Source organism: Metabacillus litoralis (genome assembly GCF_003667825.1).
In the GTDB taxonomy this organism is placed as follows: Bacteria; Bacillota; Bacilli; order Bacillales; family Bacillaceae; genus Metabacillus; species Metabacillus litoralis_B.
In genome coordinates this window covers 1,015,738-1,032,824 of record NZ_CP033043.1, presented here as the reverse complement: position 1 = coordinate 1,032,824, position 17,087 = coordinate 1,015,738, and the positions used below count along the sequence as shown (strand labels likewise).

The following is a 17,087-nucleotide window of genomic DNA, read 5'->3' as shown; positions in this document are numbered from 1 at the left end:
TTTAAAATAGTAACAAATAACTCTTTGAAGTAGCGATGGTAATTAAAGTAAGGCTTATTCAAAAGGTTAAAATTGTTTTTTCTTAGCTAATGGTTCGACAACAAGATCCATTATATTTTTGAGCAAATTCCACCCCCATCTCTGAGTCATAGGCAGATGTTTTTGATAAAAATATGTATATTCAATCTGTTGAATGGAACCGCGCTTTCTTTTAAATTCTCCCGCCCCAGCACTACGATGCCCGATATAATGATTGTTCATAATTTCTTTCGTAATAAGGAATGAAAGAACCCTGTATAACCCAGCATGTTTCTCCAACTTTATGCTATAGCCTAAAATCGGGGTCGTCAGCACCTTTCCTTGGATGAAAAATCCTATAGCACCTACTATTTGATCACCTTTACAAACCACTTTAAAGGTTAATAACTTACTTTTATACGCATGACGAATGAACTCTGATGTAAACTGAGGGTTATTAGTGGAATACTTTTGTATATATAATTCTAAATACAAACGCAAAATAAGATCACAATCTTCTATACTTACATCTCTAATTTTATACTGATGCTTTTTGATCAGTTTTTCGTCTTGATAGAGGTTTTTTAGTTGTTGCTTAGTGAGCTTTTGTTCAGGATTAAATAGATAGATAGACCGTGACATTATTCTTTTATATCCAACTGTATCAAACGATTTCATCATATTTTCATGCAAATTCTTTGTAATCGATCGAAACAAGATCGTGTGCTTAGGAAACTCCCTAGCTAAAAAATCTGTGATTCTCTGCACTTGATTAAAAGACAAAGTTGATTCAAATAGATTTGTTGATAAAAGCCAATTATTAACAATAACAACTTTGTTCATGTTACTCTTTCGAAGAAGCTGTCCCATCATCCCGATTACAGGACGAAGAAGCTCTTCAAGCGCCTTGTTCTTTAGCTCCCATAACTCTTCTTTTGCATAGCTAATATAATGAGTATAAGGCGAAGCAACATATGAATCCTTATACTGTTGGTCAGTTACAGAAACCGGCAAAAGAAGATCACCTACTTCTAACAAATAAATCTTCGAATGAACATTTTCAATGAAATAGGGAATCTCATATTTTATTAAAGGCTCAAAGTAAGTCTTTAAAAACTGTCCGTTTCGCTTAGAAAACCAATCAATTGTATGAAAATTATCAGCATTATATAAATGAATCATTACTTTTACCCTTCATCATATTTTCAATTCGTTTTAACTTTCGGTCTGACGTAACTATGTCATAAGGTGTGAAGTGAAACTGTGGAATTAATAATTGTTCATGTTTCCACAATTTTTGTAACTCAGCTAAAACAAGTTCTTTAACTACTTCTTCATCACTTTCTACCTTCAACTTAATCTCTATTAAGTTGAACTCCCGCTGCATAACCTTATATTCTAAAATCTGATCTGATGCAATCATGATAGATTTTCTAATGAAATCTGGGAATAAACATATTTCTTCATTTGTTAATAATTTTTTCCCATAAAAAAGATCATCGCAACGCCCATCTATCCGTTCTAATGCTAAAAAATGTGACCCACAAGGGCATGCTGTCTTTTTCTCTATTAATATATCATTTAAACGATATCGAATAATCGGTTGCGTTTTCCTAGTAAAGTCTGAAATAATCGGTACAAATATTCCCTTTTCTTTGTTAAGATACTCTTTTTGAACCGCGATTATATCCTCATTCATATGAAGAACTCCAAATGAACAGGTAGCAGCTAAAAATCCTTCTGTCGCTTGATATACTTGATGCAGAGTTTGTTGGAAAATGTGTTCTATATATGTTCTATCAAGATCTTCTAGTACTTCTGCTACCGATATAATCTTTTCTGGAGAAATACTAATAATCTGTTTATGCTTCCATGTAGCAATCATTCTTAACATCGAAGGGGGCGCAATGATAATTGAAGGTTTAAGCTGATTTAATCGTTCTATATGTTTAGGAAATGAATCTAACAGATCAAAATAATGAAAGATAATTTTTCCGCTTTCTGTCGATTCATAAAGATTACTATTTGCCCTTAGAAAAAAGGCAACCCTATGCTCTCTGAAAATACTGCTTGGTAACATCTTCGCAAGAACCGTTCCAGCCCACATTGCCTCTTCTCTATTGCTTACTAGAAATAAGCCTCGATTTCCGCTTGTTCCAGAAGAAAGACCTATTGAAACATTTCCTATTCTAGGGGAAAAATCCCTCGTTTCTTCCGCATCAAAAGCTAACTGAAAAGCTTTTTCTTTCTTAATTCCGACGGTATTTAACTCATTAAAAGAGTCCATCATATCAGATTTCGTAATGATAGGAAGGGATGTCCAGTCATGATGGTACCTTTCATCTTGATAGAGTTTTTTATAAAAGGTAGAATGCTTTAAAACAATTTTTATATGTTTTTTCATTTTTTTGTCGTGAAAAGCAAGCAATTTTTCCCGAGAAGTAAACCTCCTACCATACTTTGTAAGAAAATACTGTTTGAGTAATAACAATTTATTCATAAATGATACCCTCTTTTGCGATCTCCCACGTTTTTTGGCAGTGAGTTGGTAATATTTCAATATGTTGATTTTGCTTAGATAATAGATGTAACTTTTTAAGATTCTGTTTATAAGCGTCAATATCTTCAATTAATAAATGGGCTATACGATGAGGGAAAATCATATTTTCAAAAGCGGTACTTTGCCAAACAGCATCAGCACAAAGAAAGATTTTTTTACCACTACTCAAGTTCACGAAGATTCCTAGCTGACCTATAGCATGACCTGTTAAGTCTACAGCAATTATAGAATCGTCTCCAAACACATCAAAACCTCCCGTGAAAGGATGATAACTTTCCCCTAAAGGTAGTAAAGGTTTTTCATCAATAAAAGAAACTCTTTCTTGAAAATCTTGAGGAAGTAAATCAAGCAAGCAGCCTTTAGTTAAGGCTCTCAGCTTGCTAAGTTTTTTGATGTGGTTATAAGCTTTTTTAAAAGTTACTATTTTTGCGTTCGGGAAATCCTTTAATCCTCCAACATGATCTCCGTGAAAATGAGAAAGAATGATGATTTTAATGTCATTATGATTTATGTCTTGTTTCTTTAATTGATTTTTAATCGATCGTTCTTCTGAGAAGAAAACAGGTGTTAAATTTGCGTAAATAGAATAAGGGAATACCTTAGTAGCTTCTAGAAAATAAGAAGCATAACCTGTATCAAAAAGAATATAGCCAATAGTTGGATGTTTTAACAAAGCTACTGTAGCTGGAAATTTTATTGTTTTTAATGTTTTTTGAGGGTTCACAATTTTTTCTGGATGTGTACAATACCCACAAGCAAAAATTTTCATCATGTTAATGGACATGTGACTTCCACCAATCTACAAATTCCTTCGTCCCATCTTCAACAGAAACAGCTGGCTTATATCCTAATTCACTCTTTGCCTTTTCAATTGATAGTGTTTGAGATTGAGAAAGGACACTAACTGTATATCTTGTGAGCAAGGGCTCTTTTCTAAAAAGAAGAAGTTTCGATACATACTCCAAAGATGTTGCTAGATGAAAAGCTTTTTTAAATGAAATCTGTTTATAAGTAAACGACCTGCCTAGTCGTTTCATTACTGTATCAATCATAGAATATAACTGAACTCTTTCACCATTTGTAATATTATATTTTTGTCCCAACGTTTCAGATCCAGAGTTCATACATAAAAGGATTGCATCTACAGCATTATCTATATAAGTCATATCAATAACAACATCACCAGACCCGACTTTAGGGAACATTCCCTTTTCACAAACCTTGATAAGTCTTGGAAAAATAGCCTGATCACCAGGACCAAATAGTGCTCGGGGCCTTATCGTAATGGTTGATAAACCATCTATAAAAGCTTGGTCTACTTCTTTTTCTGCAAGAAATTTAGTCTTTGCGTAATGGTTAACGAATTTTTCCGGTAAACTATCATCTTCTTTCACATCTTTACGCTCGTCATAGTGAAAATATAAACTTGGTGTTGAAACATGAACCAAGCGACTCACATTCCACTTTTTACAGCCATCAATTACATTTTTTGTACCAATAACGTTCGCTTGATAAAAGTCATTATACTTGCCCCATGGAGATGAAAGCGCTCCACAATGAATAACAAAATGTTGATTTTCACACAACATCATGATATCATCACGATTTTCCAAATGACATGCTTTAAATTGAATCCCAGAATTAGAAAGAGAGTCCCCTACTAGTTGGTTTCGTCCTGTCCCTGTGACATTGTATCCAATCGAAGCAAGATGAAGCGCTACTTTTCTTCCTAAAAAACCAGTAGCTCCAGTTACTAATACATTCAAATCGTTTCACCATCCCAACTTATGTCTATGGTGGATTGTTCCATAAGAGAAACTTTATTTCTTCTGCTTTCCTTCCACATCTTATATAAACTAATTAGTTGATAAAAGTAAGGCCCAAGGTCATTGCTTGTAAACGTAATGTCCTTATATGAAAAAAATACTTCTAACAATCTCCTAAGTTGACGTAGACTTTTTACTTGTTTCCATCCATATAAAAAAACGGCCAACTTTATGGCTTCTTTTTTATCCTTCCTAGGATAAAGAATTGATTTTGCATCTGTGAATAGATAAGCCAATTTCTTATCAAATAAATGGAGACCACTTGTCGCTCTAGGGTTACATTCTATCGGAAAGGCGACTCCATTTTCATGTATGATAAAGTCAAAAGATATCTGTCCTGAGAAATTCAGTTTTTCAACCACAACCTGTGCAAACCGTTCAATATCAGGTCTGCTTTCATGTTTGAATGAGAGAGTTGCACCTAAACCTGCTGTGAATTCACTTTTGTAAGTAGAATGCGCAAGTACTTTTCCATCATTGGCAATGGTATATGAACAATATTGCTTACCTACGATTTTTTCTTGAACAAGCCAGCTTCCACCCTTTTTTATATGGTTAGGTATTTGCCCAACAGATTGTAGAAAAATTATGGATTCAGAGAATCTCGAATAGACCTTTTTTAAAAGAGCAGATTCGTCTTCAAATTGATCCAAATTTACATGATTAGATAGCAAAGCTGTCCTTGGCACTTCAAAACCCAAGTTCTTCACAAGTTGAATAAACTCATATTTATTATGTAGAAGGTTTAATTTTGCAAAGTCATCAACAAACACATGACAAAACGGGGTCAGTTGATCTTTATATCTAGAAATATAAAAAATTTCTTCAGATGTTGGAATGATTAATGAAATTTTTTGTTGCTCAATTATGTTGATTAAGGACTTTATAAAACTTTTCGTATCTTTCTTGGGTGAAGGAGTAAAGATGAATTTTTTTATACTATTAGAAACCTTTGTTAATGGATATGAAATACAATCAGTTGCATAAACTTCGAACCCTGCCTGACTCATTAACCGACACAAATGGAGAGCAACAGGGGCTCTGGCACCAGTTACTAAAACTCTTTTTCTAGTATTCAATTAAGATACCTCCAATAGAAAGCCCAGCCGAAGTCCCTAACAGTAAAATAGTATCACCTCTATTAATACGACCTTGATTTACCGCTTCATGAAGAGCAAGCGGAATGGATGCTGCAATCATGTTCCCATAACGATCAATAATGTTCATAAATCGTTCTTCTTTTACACCTAGTTTTTTTCGAATAATCTTCATAGCAGATGCGCTTGCTTGATGAGGAATAACCATATTGATATCTGCAATTGTTAAACCAGTCCCTTTAAATAATCGATCCAAAAAATCTGGTAAAAGTTTATACGATAATTTAAAAATAGCTCTTCCGTCCATATCAAATAAAAACTCTTCAGCTGTTTGTTCACTATAAATACGTGGATGAAGCTTTGTTCCTCCACCTCTTATTTCTGATAAATGAGCTCCCTCACTATATGTTTCCATATGTGAACTCAAAATTTTGGAAGTATTGGTTGCAGCTGATAAAACCATCGCTACTGCTCCATCACCAAATAATATACTACTCTCACGTTGTTTCCAATTTAGTCCAACGGAAGAAATTTCAGAAGAGACGATTAACACGTTTTCATATTTACCAGCATGTACAGCATATGACACCATATCGAGTGCAGATACAAAGCTTAAACAGGTTGAATTAACATCAAAACAAGGAATTCCAGAGCTTTGAAGTCCCAAATGCTTTTGTATTAAAGAGGCATTACATGGAATAGCCTGCTCATTTGTCCCGCTTGCACTAATAATACAATCAATGTCAGATAGACAAAGACCTGCATTCTCAACTGCTTTTTTAGCCGCCTTTGCCCCCATATATGTAGCGGTTTCATCATTTACAAAATAGCGTTGTTTAACTCCTGATCTTTTCTCAGACCAACCTGGCTCTGCGCCAATCATTTTATCAATTTCTGTTGATTCTATTAATCTTTTTGGTAAATACGAACCCATGCCAACTATTTTCACTTTACGGTTCATTATGCTGCACCTCATTATTTAAAACGTACTTTTTTGTATGATCTAGGAATAATATCTTATGTCATTTTACCTCTTTTCTTAAAAATGGAAAATATATGTTCGATAACATTAAGAAATATTTTTAAAAATTTAAAATAACCTTTAGCTCTTTTTCGGCTAAAGGTTATTTTCTAGCGTATATCAATAAATAAGTAAAGCTGATAATCAATAGGAAAAGAAAAAGTTCGGACACTCTCACTTGTTTCAATATCACTATATACATCAGATAAAATCCCTTTGTTCTCCTCATCCATCCTTATAAGATTTTCAATAAAAAAGGGTCGCCAGCTCCAATTACTCCCTTTTAAAGCAGGTAAGAGCATCCAATCTTTATTAACTCTCATTCCGTTCGAAGTCATTTGGTACCCATTTTTATCCGTTATATAGATTCTAAAACACTCTTCTTCTAGGTTCACAGCTATCTTATATAACCATTCATCTAAATTATGATCAATTGGTACAGACTGTGTTAAAGAGTTTAATTTTTCATTTAACTGATGAGATAACTGATATTCTAACTTATACTTCTTACGTTCCAGTTCTATAAAATGATAGATATCTTTCTTAAATCGTTCTTTAAGGATGTTTTTTTCTATTAATATACCTTGAGGTTTTGAAAAGAAGTATCCTTGATAATACCTTGCATTTCTACTCCATGAATAGTAAAATTGATCACTATTCTCAATACCTTCGAACAATAACTCTGCCCCTATTTTTCTAGCTAGTAAAGATAACGAGTACAATACCCCATCATAAGACGTTGTTTGTTGATTGCTTTTTAACGCATGAATATCTACTTTTAATATGTCTGGCTCAAGCATTCCAATTCGATCTAAATTACTTGCTCCAACCCCAACATCATCAATTGCAATCTTTACACCTAAAGCTTTTATTTTTTGACATAGTGTGGCCACCATTAACATATCACCATTAACATTATGTTCAGTTAATTCTATTACTATTTTTGAAAGCATAAGACCACGTTCACGAAAGGTTAAAAGCCTGGTAAGAAGACCTTCCCCATTATCAATCATCACATAATTTGCATTCACATTTAGAAACAGTAGAACATCTTCTTTTTTATTAAGTATGACCTCCAACGCCTTTTCATGGATAAATGCATCCACCTCAAGACTAAATTCCATTGGTATCGTCGGGTCATGAAAAAAAGGACCTAAACTCTCTATCCCATCATCTGTTTCGATTCTAGCCAAAACCTCATAACCGATAATTGTATGACTATCTGCACTGAAAATGGCTTGGAAATAGGGGATGACTTTATTTAAATTTGTCATAACTTCTAGTGTATTCATCTGTATCAGCTCCGATAGATTTAAAAACCATGTCACTAATTATAACACGACTATGTCACATGTGATACATATTTACGACACCTATAAAAATAAAGCCAGTCACATATATTTGTATTGTATCTATAATTAATTCACCTTGTTATAGCTGTTTTTTCACCTTCCTCATCAATGATGTATTTTTATATATTGGGTAAGAGATGGTTGTGATAAGTAGTATCCCTCCAGATAGGATCAACGCAAGCAGGATATTGATTGAACTTGCAATAAAGCCCCCAAGAAGGGTACCGGCTAATAAAAACAAATTGAAAATAGAATAAAAAATGGCCGTTCCTCTTCCTCTAATAGCCTCAGGTAAATGTAGTAGAAAGATCGAACTTGTCGGGACCATCAATAAAGCATTGGCTAAGCCTGTAATGAAACTCCATCCCCCTAGTATAAAGAAGACAGACTGACTAAACATTACGTCTACTTTTATAATGCCATAAACACTGACAACACCTAGACCAAGTGTACCAATTGCAATATATAATAATTGGTAATGTACAATTTTTTTCATAGCATAAGAACCTACGATTGCCCCGATTACCGTTCCAAATGCAAATATCCCTTCTAAAATTCCGAACTCTATATTAGATACTTGAAAATATTGAAGCAATACAGCTTTATAATTTGTTAAAAACATACCATAACCAATCAGAACCGGGAACAACAAAAGTATCATAAATAATAGAATTGAAGTTTTGATCATCTCCCTAACTCCGGTCCAAAGACTATTAAAATATGAATTTGTGTTATGATCTTTTTTTTGAGCTTTTAAAATTTTTAAGCTGAATATTAAACATGCAGAAATAATATAGGATGATGCATCAAGTATAAATACTAAACTAGGCGATTGAAAAGCTAATAATAAGCCAGCGAGTACAGGTCCTACTAATTTGATAACAGCAACCGTTGTTTGAAACAAAGCAATACCACTTGGTATACGATTTATTCCAACTATTATTGGTATTGATGCCATTCTCGCTGGTTCAAAAAACGCTGTACCTATCCCTTGTAAAAGAGTGAGACAAATCAAAACGAGTGGTTTATCAACAAATAAAATCATACTTAATACCATGAAGCATCGAAAAACATCCGAAAAAATCATCATTTTCCGACTTGAATATTTATCTATTAAAGGCCCTATTAATGGCCCAAGAATTACAGCAGGAAGTAATTGAGCAACAAATACAAATCCGATTAACAATGGATTTTCCACAGTTGTACCAATAAGGAATGAAACAGTCGTTATCGTCATTGCGTCTCCTAAAAATGACACAACAACTGCCAACCAATACCTTAAATAGGTTTTATCTTTAAGTAATTCAATCATCCTCACATCCCCCATTCACAATTATCTGTTATTATTTATTTAAACCTGAAATACAATAACTAAAAAGTGAAAAAACAAAGTATGTATTGCACCTTTTATCTGGAGGATATATGAAACAGATCGAACATCTATTAATCTTAAGAAATATATTTGATCACTATGAAAATAACGAAGAAATTACGATCACTCTTAAGGAAGTTGCTGAAATACTTTCAATTTCCGAAAGAAATGCAAATTACTTAATAAAAAAATTAAGTACAGCTCATAAATTAAAATGGGTTTCTGGTAGAGGTCGTGGAAAAAAATCAACACTACTTTTTTTACAAGGATTCATTGAATCAGCAGAAGAATATGTATCTGAAATGGTTTCTGAAGAAAAGATAATCGATGTTGTAAATTTTATTAATGCCTCTTATTTGAACGAAGAAGGACGGAAAAGTTTATATACCATCTTATCAATAAAGCTTGGTCCCAAAATAGAGAAATCAAAAAAAGATTCCACTAACGTTATAAAGATTTTATTATCACAAGAAATTACTACATTAACACCTATGGATGTTCTTCTATACTCAGAGGCTCATTTAGTGAAGGAAATTTATAGTACACTTGTTACCTATGATCATCGTGAACAAAAATTAAGTCCTGGCTTAGCTTACGCATGGAATTATGATAACAATGAAAAAAAATGGACTTTTTACTTAAGAAAATCTGTTATGTTCCACCGTGGCGAAATATTTACAGCTGCTGATGTGAAATTCACATTCGAGTACCTGCTTACGGTTGGTAAACATACAAGTATCACTCCCCTACTAGATGACTTATTAAAGGTCGAGATAAATGATGAACACACTATTTCCTTCTACTTTAAGGAGCAAAACCTGTTTTTCCCAAGAGTGTTAACTTCCTTTCACTGTTCGGTTCTTCACCATTCATATAAAAAACATAACCTACCAAACGGAACAGGGCCTTTTAGAGTGATGGAGCATACCAAACATTTTATTCGTCTAGTAGCCTTTGATTCTTATTTTCGAGAAAGACCATTAATTGATTCGATTGATATTTGGATGCAAAAAAGCAACGATGCTCCTAATAATGCTTCAACACTGGAGATAGGTGAAAAGCAACAAAAGTCTGTCATCCACAAACAAAAATTAGAAGGAAGTCGTTTTCTATTATTTAATCAGACAAAAAACGGCTATCAATCTAATAGTTACTTTCGTTTGTGTATAAAACATCTCATTAATCCAAGTCATTTAGTGAATGAGCTAAAGGGAAACCGGCGTATACCAGCAACAAGTTTTCTAACACCATATAGTAAAAAAGTAAACAGTGATTCACAGCATTTGGACATTGCTGAAAATTATTTACAAAAAAGTCATTATGCTGGTGAGATTATTAAGCTTTATTATTTTAACCTTAATGAAGGGTATGAAAGTGCATGCTGGATCCAAAAAGAAGCAAAAAAGATTGGGTTGAACATTTCCCTTACGCCGATTTCGCATGACAACCATGAGACAATATCTAATTCCGATTTCGTTTTGTTATCAGTTATATTGGATCGTGATGTTGAGGTTGGATTATATACACTCTTCAAAAGTGATCATTCGTTTATTAGAAATTTCTTTCATGATGAAACAAAAAAGATCATTGATACGGAGCTTGCTTTTATGAAATTGAAGAAGAACAAAAATGAAAGAATATCTTATTTCTTACAAATTGAAGAAATCCTAAAGAAAGATCATACTATTCATTTTCTTTACCACGCAACAAATACACTGCATTATCATTCGTCTTTAAAAGGTGTATCTTTTGATTCTTACGGTTTAACTAACTTTCATTCCGTTTGGATAGATCCTCTCGAGTTATAAATTTAGGCAGTTTGAAATTGAAACAATACAAAAACATCTTTCGTTCTATATGTGAAGAGTCAAAACAAAGGGAGATGATTTATTTGTATAAATGGAAAAGTCTAACTGCAACAATTGTGACAGCATCAGCTTTATTTTTAGGAATACCCTCTACAGGGGTTAATGCCCAGGAAAGTTTACAATATGAAATTTTTGATCTATCCTCAATTCTTAAAGAAGGATCAAAAGGAGAGAATGTTAAAATTATGCAACGGGCTTTAAATAAAGCAATGGGCGCAGAATTATCTGAAGATGGAATTTTCGGACCAAATACAACAAGAGCGGTACTCGCTTTTCAAAAAGCCAAAAACAATTTAAAAGCTGATGGAATTTATGGACCAAATACACATGCTTCTCTGTCCAAAGAGGTTAATTCATTTGGATTTGATGAAAAAATGCTAAAACTAGGTAGTAGAGGTGAAGCAGTAAAAACTCTACAAAAAGGTTTAAATGATATGAGTTATAACGTTGTTATTGACGGAATCTATGGTCAGCAAACAAAAGAGGCTATCATTCAGTTTCAAAAGCGATTTCCAGAGCTTACTAATGACGGAGTTTTTGGACCGAAAACAAAAGCGGTTATGGAAAAAGTTTTAAACGAATAGTTTTCAGTTATATTTTTTGACATAACGAAACGAAACCTCCTTTAAATTGCTGGAGGTTTCTCATGTTTATTTACGCCTACAAATTATTAAATACCCTATCAAACCCTGCTTTTGAACGTCTTAAAATTTCGTGTATTGATTGTGTTGCTTGTTTCGAGGTTAAAACTTCTTGAGCTATCGGTCCTTTATAACCCGTTTTCTGTAAACTCTTAAGAAACAATTCTAAGTCAATAATGCCTTCACCTGTGTACAATCTTTCGTTGTCCTTAAGTTCTTCAACAGGTAAATTAGCAGCATCATTTATATGAACATGAACGATTTGACTTTCATTTAAATTGGCAATGTCATCACTTGATAAACCTGTTGTATGCCAATGGTATGAATCTAATAATAATCCTACATTCGGTAAACCTATTGCATCAATAAGACTTAATGTTTCCTCTTGTGTCCAAATAAATGGATTTTTCCACGTACCTCTTAAATGATGTGGACCCACGTATTCTAAACCAAGACGGATATCGTACGCACTTAAAATTTCTGCACAAATTCTTAAGCGTTTAACCGCTAGGCTCATTAAATGTGCGGACTTTAAGTCTGTTGAGGGTAATATATATGTACAGCAACGTGAACACCCAAGTTCTTTTGCTGCTTGTGCCTCCAAAATGAGATTGGGTAAACTGCTGGAAAAATCATCATCCGATGTTCTCCACTGAACCGAAAGCCCAATTGAACCAATTGAGACATCGTTCTCACTTAGTATTTCTTTTGCATGATCCAAACCAAATGTAGTAATAAAACTTCTAGCATCAAGATCAACAGATTGAAATCCATAATCAGCCGCTAATTCGATCAATTGCTTATCATCTTCGAATTCCCCTAACCCAGCTTTCGTTAATCCTCTTAACATGAAAGTCACTCCTTGTTATATTCCCCCAGCACAAAGGAGAACCGTAAAAGTTAGATATTCCAATCCAGGACTACTTCACGACCTGTTTTTGAAGATTCATATATGGCATCCAGAATAAGATTATTAGTTAACCCTGTCATTGCTGATGTGATCGGTTGATTTCCGTTACGAATACATTCAACAAAATGTCTACTTAATTGAACACGATCTTCTTCTTCATTTGGTTTTGGAGATAGCTCAATATCAATTGGACGATCAAATTGTTCTGTAAGAATTTTGGCACTGTTGCCACCTAATGACGCTCCACCTTCAGATCCCATTAAATGAATAAACGGTTCATTACTTGTATCCATATTTACTGCCCAACTAACTTCGAGAGATAATGTTGATCCATCCTCCATTTTAATCAATGCTGTTGCTAAATCTTCAACATCATATTGACCTTCCCAGTTAGGAGTTCCCCAATTACCGATTCCTTTTTTCTTCGGACCAAACTCAGCATAAGTGGAACCGAATACTGATACTGGCTTTGGATTTCCCATTAAATATAAAGCTAAGTCCAGCATATGAACCCCTATATCAATCAATGGACCTCCACCAGCTTCTGATTTTGTCGTAAACCAGCTTCCCCAACCTGGAATTCCCTTACGGCGAAACCAACCTGTTTTTGCATGATAAATTCTTCCTAAAGCACCTTTTTCAGCTTGTTCTTTTACTTGCTGAATATTCCACTGCCAACGCATCTGGTGACCTACCATGACAACCTTGCCTGTTTCACGTTGTGCTCTTACAATATCTTTAGCTGCTTCACTGTTAATGCCCATCGGTTTTTCCACTAGCACATGTTTTCCTGCTTTTAAAGCCTGAATTGCAAGAGGTGCATGCCATTTGTTAGGGACACCAATAATAACTGCATCTATATTTGAATCGTGAATTAATTCCTCAGCACTTGAAAAAACTTGTTTTACTCCAAACTCCTTTGCTCTTTGATCAGCTAATGGAAGATAAGCATCTGTTATTCCTTGAAGGGTCACATCCTCACCTAATTTGGAAAAGGTTGTTAAATGAACACTTCCTATAGCACCCGCACCAATTATTCCAAGTCGAATTTTTTGTATTTCCATCGTAATACCTCCATTTTATGTATTAAATTACATTTTCCTTAGAAGATTTCTGTAATAAATCAATAACAGCGTTTACATTTATGATAAAATAAAAGATAAAAAAATGCTGATCAATTTTTCATCTATATATCTCAATTCTTCTGATAGGAGGAAACGTTACCATGACAAATTTCCCGATGTACTTATCTGAGTACCCTAATATGAATACAACATTTCCATTTCACCTATCAATAAACAATATTCACACAAGTTTTCCATCTCACCGACATGACTATCTTGAGTTTTCTTTAGTGATTGAGGGAGAAGGTTTTGAAATTATTAATGGAAAAAAACATCGCATGCAACCCGGTACATTTACTTTTATTTTGCCTTATCAAATTCATGAAATTATATCAGCCAAAAACACTTCACTCATTTTATTTAATTGCGTTTTCGATTTAAGACTCTTACATGATCTGGATTTGCAAGGCTTGTTATCAGATACAGATCAATTGTCAATTGAACCATATATAGCATTAGATGTTGAAGACTTTATACATATAAAAAAAATGCTTCATGACATGCTTATTGAATATACCGATAATAAGCCATATAAACATATTTTATTAAAGGCAAAGTTGGCTGAGGTCATTGTTTTAGTTGAACGTATTCGCAAGAAAAATTATTCAGTTACACCCAAGAACTCAAACTCAACAAAGAAAAAGGTAATATGGGATGTTGTCCACTATATCCATCTTCAATATCATGAAGATATCACCCTAACAAGTCTTTCTAAGAAATTTCACGTCAGTATTCCCTATTTAAGTGAGTTATTTAAAGAACAACTCGGCCAAAATTTTGTTCATTTTTTACATGAAGTACGAATTCGCCATGCATGTAGTTTATTAACTTCCACTATTATTCCAGTTACTGATATTGCTTTAGAAGTAGGTTATCGGAGTTTTCAAACCTTCTCTCGTGTATTCAGAGAACAAAAAAACTTACTCCAACAGCTTATAGAAAATCTCAAGCTTCTCTAAGGCAAGAATTAAATGTACCTAAAAATGAAAACTCACCTTCAGCTTAACAACCAAAAGGAACTCAATATCTTTTTTCTGACCTGATACAATAAGAGAAGAGCATACCATGTAAGTATGCTCTTTTCCAATTATCTATTTGATAATGCATTCTTTAAATAATTAATGCTTATTTCGATACTTTCTAATGGAGAACGTTTACATTTATCTTGCTCAATAACCATCCATTGAACCTGAGCCTGCTCAATGTTATCTAAAATACCTTTGATGTTTACTCCACCTGTTCCTAACTCAGCAAATGTTTTCTCATCGTCTGTTGTCATATCTTTTAAATGAATTAACGGCATACGGCCTTTATACCTATTCATCCAATCAACTGGATCTTGGCCTGCTAATGTTAACCAATATACATCCAGTTCAGCCTTAACAAATTCTGGGCTCGTTTCATCATAAAGTCTTTCAAGATGAGAACGATCATCGCTTTTTTCTAATTCAAAATCATGATTATGATAGCTTAACGAAATCCCCTCTTGAAGACTTCTTTCTCCAGCTTCGTTTAAAAACTTAGCAAGTTGATCATACTCAGACCGTCTTTCCTCAACAAGGTAAGGGCATACAATATTTTTACAATTAAGTTTTTTTAAATACTCTAATTCAGCCTCAAGATTTTCTTCCATTCTCTCAAGTGAAACATGACTACTAACTGCTACTAAACCAAGTCGGTCAAGCGTGCTTTTTAAATCTTCAGCATCTTTTCCATAATAACCTGCTAATTCAACACCATTAAAGCCAAGTTCTGATACTTTTTCTAAAGTTCCATAGAAATCTTTTTCACATTCTTCTCTTAGAGTAAATAATTGTACTGCTATTGAATTGTTCATCTCGTTCTCCCTCTCTTAACATAGTCTCCTTGTTATCATACACCAAAATAAACCTAATTTCACATTCAAATACATTTTGGGGAATTTTTTCTCTCTACTTATTATAAGGCTTGTTTTGTTCCCAATTCATTTTCACTATGTTACATATCACATCTATATATAGTATTTTTAATAGTAAAAGTTTATGGGAATCTTCCCTTTTTTATTTGTGATTTTAACTACATGTTTTTAAACTCTATTGAGAATTATAGTTATGTACTAAATTAAATGGAGGGATAAAATAATGCAAAACCAAATGAATCAACAAGTCATGATGCAGCAATCTCCTAATATGCAACCTAAAATGAATCATGGTGGACATGAAATGTTTGAATCACAAGAAGTAATTTCAGGCATGATTGGGATGTTGGATCAATATTTAATGTACAGCCAATTTATAAAGGATCCAGAACTAAAGAATATTCTTCAACGTCAATATTCGTTTATTAGTGACTGTTATAACATCATGGTTGAATCCTTTTCAACTGGTAATAAACCCTCGCATTCTACAGAGGTCTTTAATATGCAACAAAGTAATGATGTTTTTTATGGTCTAAAGCCTTCTCAACCTCAAAAACCTGTTCAGTCTATAAATGAATTAGGAGACCAATGTGTATCCTCATTTATGCTTGGTCAATGTAAATCAATGGCTGGCTTATTAAGCATGTCTGCTTGCGAAATTACAAACCCTGTATTACGTCGAGTTATCGCTGACAGTGTACCAAACTTTATTGAAATGGCTTATGAAATTTTCTTATATCAAAATAAAAATCACTATTATCAAGTTCCACAACTTCAACAACAAGATATGAATCAAATGCTTGGCGCGTATACTACTACACAGAATACGCAAATGAGTCAACAAAACACTAATATGATGCAGTAAGTAAGAATTTGTAGTGTTATCATTTCCCCTACTATTTCCTGTTTACAGAAAATAGTACTTATGATATTTTATTAATAATCCCTTCCGAATCATTCGCGCTTGTTGCGGGACACTTAACCAATGTACGGATCGGAAGGGACTAGAGCGGCAAACATTTTGTTTGCCGCTTTCTTTTTGTCATCAAAATAGTGCCAAACTACATATTATCTGCTATTATTAAAAGTATAGAGAACGAGCTATAAAATGAATACTAAATTGGTGTTTTTTCAGGAGGAACAAGTATGTCGCGTACATATGAATTTGTTTATTTACCAACAGATGTTGGAACGATTCGTATTGATATTTTTTATAAACATTCCATGTTTCATGTTCAAGCTGAACTAAATGATTTAATGACCTCTTCTTATGACCGTAAAAAAGTAGAAGCTGTGAAAAAATCATTACTCCTCTTGGCAAAAGAACATCATGCATTTGGGCATCATGAATAGAAAAAAGTAAGATGCTTTCTTTTACATTAATATGCTTATAAAATTAAT

16 protein-coding genes are annotated in these 17,087 nt (G+C 33.5%); 5 read left to right on the top strand and 11 right to left on the bottom strand.

Translation table 11 applies throughout. From position 1 onward, the window contains the following. Positions 1-66: 66 nt before the first annotated feature. The 8 genes from D9842_RS04885 to D9842_RS04850 all read right to left on the bottom strand — a co-directional run bounded on the left by D9842_RS04885 (position 67) and on the right by D9842_RS04850 (position 9,186). On the bottom strand, positions 67-1,200 hold the full coding sequence (locus D9842_RS04885) for a hypothetical protein (protein WP_121661529.1): 1,134 nt from the start codon (positions 1,198-1,200) through the stop codon (positions 67-69). Continuing rightward, a complete protein-coding gene (locus D9842_RS04880; RefSeq protein WP_121661528.1) occupies positions 1,184-2,518 on the bottom strand; it encodes a F390 synthetase-related protein in 1,335 nt (444 codons plus the stop codon). The genes D9842_RS04885 and D9842_RS04880 overlap by 17 nt, the downstream gene beginning before the upstream one ends. Next, positions 2,511-3,362: an MBL fold metallo-hydrolase gene (locus tag D9842_RS04875; protein WP_121661527.1), complete on the bottom strand. Its 852-nt coding sequence runs from the start codon at positions 3,360-3,362 to the stop codon at positions 2,511-2,513. Before D9842_RS04875 ends, D9842_RS04880 begins: the two co-directional genes overlap by 8 nt. After that, a complete protein-coding gene (locus tag D9842_RS04870; RefSeq protein WP_121661526.1) occupies positions 3,352-4,344 on the bottom strand; it encodes an NAD-dependent epimerase/dehydratase family protein in 993 nt (330 codons plus the stop codon). The genes D9842_RS04875 and D9842_RS04870 overlap by 11 nt, the downstream gene beginning before the upstream one ends. Next, on the bottom strand, positions 4,341-5,483 hold the full coding sequence (locus tag D9842_RS04865; RefSeq protein ID WP_121661525.1) for an ATP-grasp domain-containing protein: 1,143 nt from the start codon (positions 5,481-5,483) through the stop codon (positions 4,341-4,343). The genes D9842_RS04870 and D9842_RS04865 overlap by 4 nt, the downstream gene beginning before the upstream one ends. Further along, entirely contained in the window at positions 5,473-6,462 is a 990-nt protein-coding gene (locus tag D9842_RS04860; protein ID WP_121661524.1) for a beta-ketoacyl-ACP synthase III, read from the bottom strand. Before D9842_RS04860 ends, D9842_RS04865 begins: the two co-directional genes overlap by 11 nt. Before the next feature lie 170 nt (positions 6,463-6,632). Beyond that, positions 6,633-7,814 (bottom strand): EAL domain-containing protein, encoded by a 1,182-nt coding sequence (locus D9842_RS04855; RefSeq protein ID WP_121661523.1) that lies wholly within the window; start codon positions 7,812-7,814, stop codon positions 6,633-6,635. A 139-nt stretch (positions 7,815-7,953) separates the two neighbouring features. Then, the gene (locus D9842_RS04850; protein WP_162987296.1) at positions 7,954-9,186 is read right to left on the bottom strand and encodes an MFS transporter; all 1,233 of its coding nucleotides are present in this window, start codon (positions 9,184-9,186) and stop codon (positions 7,954-7,956) included. 110 nt (positions 9,187-9,296) lie between these two features. Between D9842_RS04850 and D9842_RS04845 the strand changes: the two genes are divergently transcribed. Beyond that, entirely contained in the window at positions 9,297-11,054 is a 1,758-nt protein-coding gene (locus D9842_RS04845) for an ABC transporter substrate-binding protein (RefSeq protein WP_121661521.1), read from the top strand. An 83-nt stretch (positions 11,055-11,137) separates the two neighbouring features. Further along, positions 11,138-11,698: a peptidoglycan-binding domain-containing protein gene (locus D9842_RS04840; protein ID WP_162987295.1), complete on the top strand. Its 561-nt coding sequence runs from the start codon at positions 11,138-11,140 to the stop codon at positions 11,696-11,698. Between the two features lie 76 nt (positions 11,699-11,774). Here D9842_RS04840 and D9842_RS04835 read toward each other — a convergent pair whose 3' ends face one another. After that, positions 11,775-12,605 carry a sugar phosphate isomerase/epimerase family protein gene (locus D9842_RS04835; RefSeq protein ID WP_121661519.1) on the bottom strand — a complete coding sequence of 277 codons (831 nt, stop codon included), beginning with the start codon at positions 12,603-12,605 and terminating at the stop codon, positions 11,775-11,777. Positions 12,606-12,655: 50 nt separating this feature from the next. Further along, positions 12,656-13,729 (bottom strand): Gfo/Idh/MocA family protein, encoded by a 1,074-nt coding sequence (locus tag D9842_RS04830; protein ID WP_121661518.1) that lies wholly within the window; start codon positions 13,727-13,729, stop codon positions 12,656-12,658. A 161-nt stretch (positions 13,730-13,890) separates the two neighbouring features. Here D9842_RS04830 and D9842_RS04825 point away from each other — a divergent pair, with 161 nt between their 5' ends. Further along, positions 13,891-14,748: an AraC family transcriptional regulator gene (locus tag D9842_RS04825; protein WP_121661517.1), complete on the top strand. Its 858-nt coding sequence runs from the start codon at positions 13,891-13,893 to the stop codon at positions 14,746-14,748. A 128-nt stretch (positions 14,749-14,876) separates the two neighbouring features. On the opposite strand, the gene D9842_RS04820 is transcribed toward D9842_RS04825, so the two are convergent. Then, entirely contained in the window at positions 14,877-15,626 is a 750-nt protein-coding gene (locus D9842_RS04820; protein ID WP_121661516.1) for a sugar phosphate isomerase/epimerase family protein, read from the bottom strand. A gap of 283 nt (positions 15,627-15,909) precedes the next feature. Here D9842_RS04820 and D9842_RS04815 point away from each other — a divergent pair, with 283 nt between their 5' ends. After that, positions 15,910-16,551, top strand: coding sequence for a spore coat protein (locus tag D9842_RS04815; protein ID WP_121661515.1), 642 nt, complete (start codon positions 15,910-15,912; stop codon positions 16,549-16,551). A gap of 281 nt (positions 16,552-16,832) precedes the next feature. Beyond that, positions 16,833-17,039, top strand: a complete 207-nt coding sequence (locus D9842_RS04810; RefSeq protein ID WP_121661514.1) for a hypothetical protein — start codon at positions 16,833-16,835, stop codon at positions 17,037-17,039. The last annotated feature ends 48 nt before the right edge of the window (positions 17,040-17,087 follow it).

Excerpts from the sequence above, each read along its gene's own strand:
- D9842_RS04825 (WP_121661517.1), top strand. The coding sequence starts at position 13,891 with ATGACAAATTTCCCGATGTACTTATCTGAGTACCCTAATATGAATACA.
- D9842_RS04820 (WP_121661516.1), bottom strand. The coding sequence starts at position 15,626 with ATGAACAATTCAATAGCAGTACAATTATTTACTCTAAGAGAAGAATGT.
- D9842_RS04860 (WP_121661524.1), bottom strand. The coding sequence starts at position 6,462 with ATGAACCGTAAAGTGAAAATAGTTGGCATGGGTTCGTATTTACCAAAA.
- D9842_RS04830 (WP_121661518.1), bottom strand. The coding sequence starts at position 13,729 with ATGGAAATACAAAAAATTCGACTTGGAATAATTGGTGCGGGTGCTATA.
- D9842_RS04875 (WP_121661527.1), bottom strand. The coding sequence starts at position 3,362 with ATGTCCATTAACATGATGAAAATTTTTGCTTGTGGGTATTGTACACAT.
- D9842_RS04815 (WP_121661515.1), top strand. The coding sequence starts at position 15,910 with ATGCAAAACCAAATGAATCAACAAGTCATGATGCAGCAATCTCCTAAT.
- D9842_RS04880 (WP_121661528.1), bottom strand. The coding sequence starts at position 2,518 with ATGAATAAATTGTTATTACTCAAACAGTATTTTCTTACAAAGTATGGT.
- D9842_RS04885 (WP_121661529.1), bottom strand. The coding sequence starts at position 1,200 with ATGATTCATTTATATAATGCTGATAATTTTCATACAATTGATTGGTTT.
- D9842_RS04850 (WP_162987296.1), bottom strand. The coding sequence starts at position 9,186 with ATGATTGAATTACTTAAAGATAAAACCTATTTAAGGTATTGGTTGGCA.
- D9842_RS04845 (WP_121661521.1), top strand. The coding sequence starts at position 9,297 with ATGAAACAGATCGAACATCTATTAATCTTAAGAAATATATTTGATCAC.
- D9842_RS04810 (WP_121661514.1), top strand. The coding sequence starts at position 16,833 with ATGTCGCGTACATATGAATTTGTTTATTTACCAACAGATGTTGGAACG.
- D9842_RS04855 (WP_121661523.1), bottom strand. The coding sequence starts at position 7,814 with ATGAATACACTAGAAGTTATGACAAATTTAAATAAAGTCATCCCCTAT.
- D9842_RS04835 (WP_121661519.1), bottom strand. The coding sequence starts at position 12,605 with ATGTTAAGAGGATTAACGAAAGCTGGGTTAGGGGAATTCGAAGATGAT.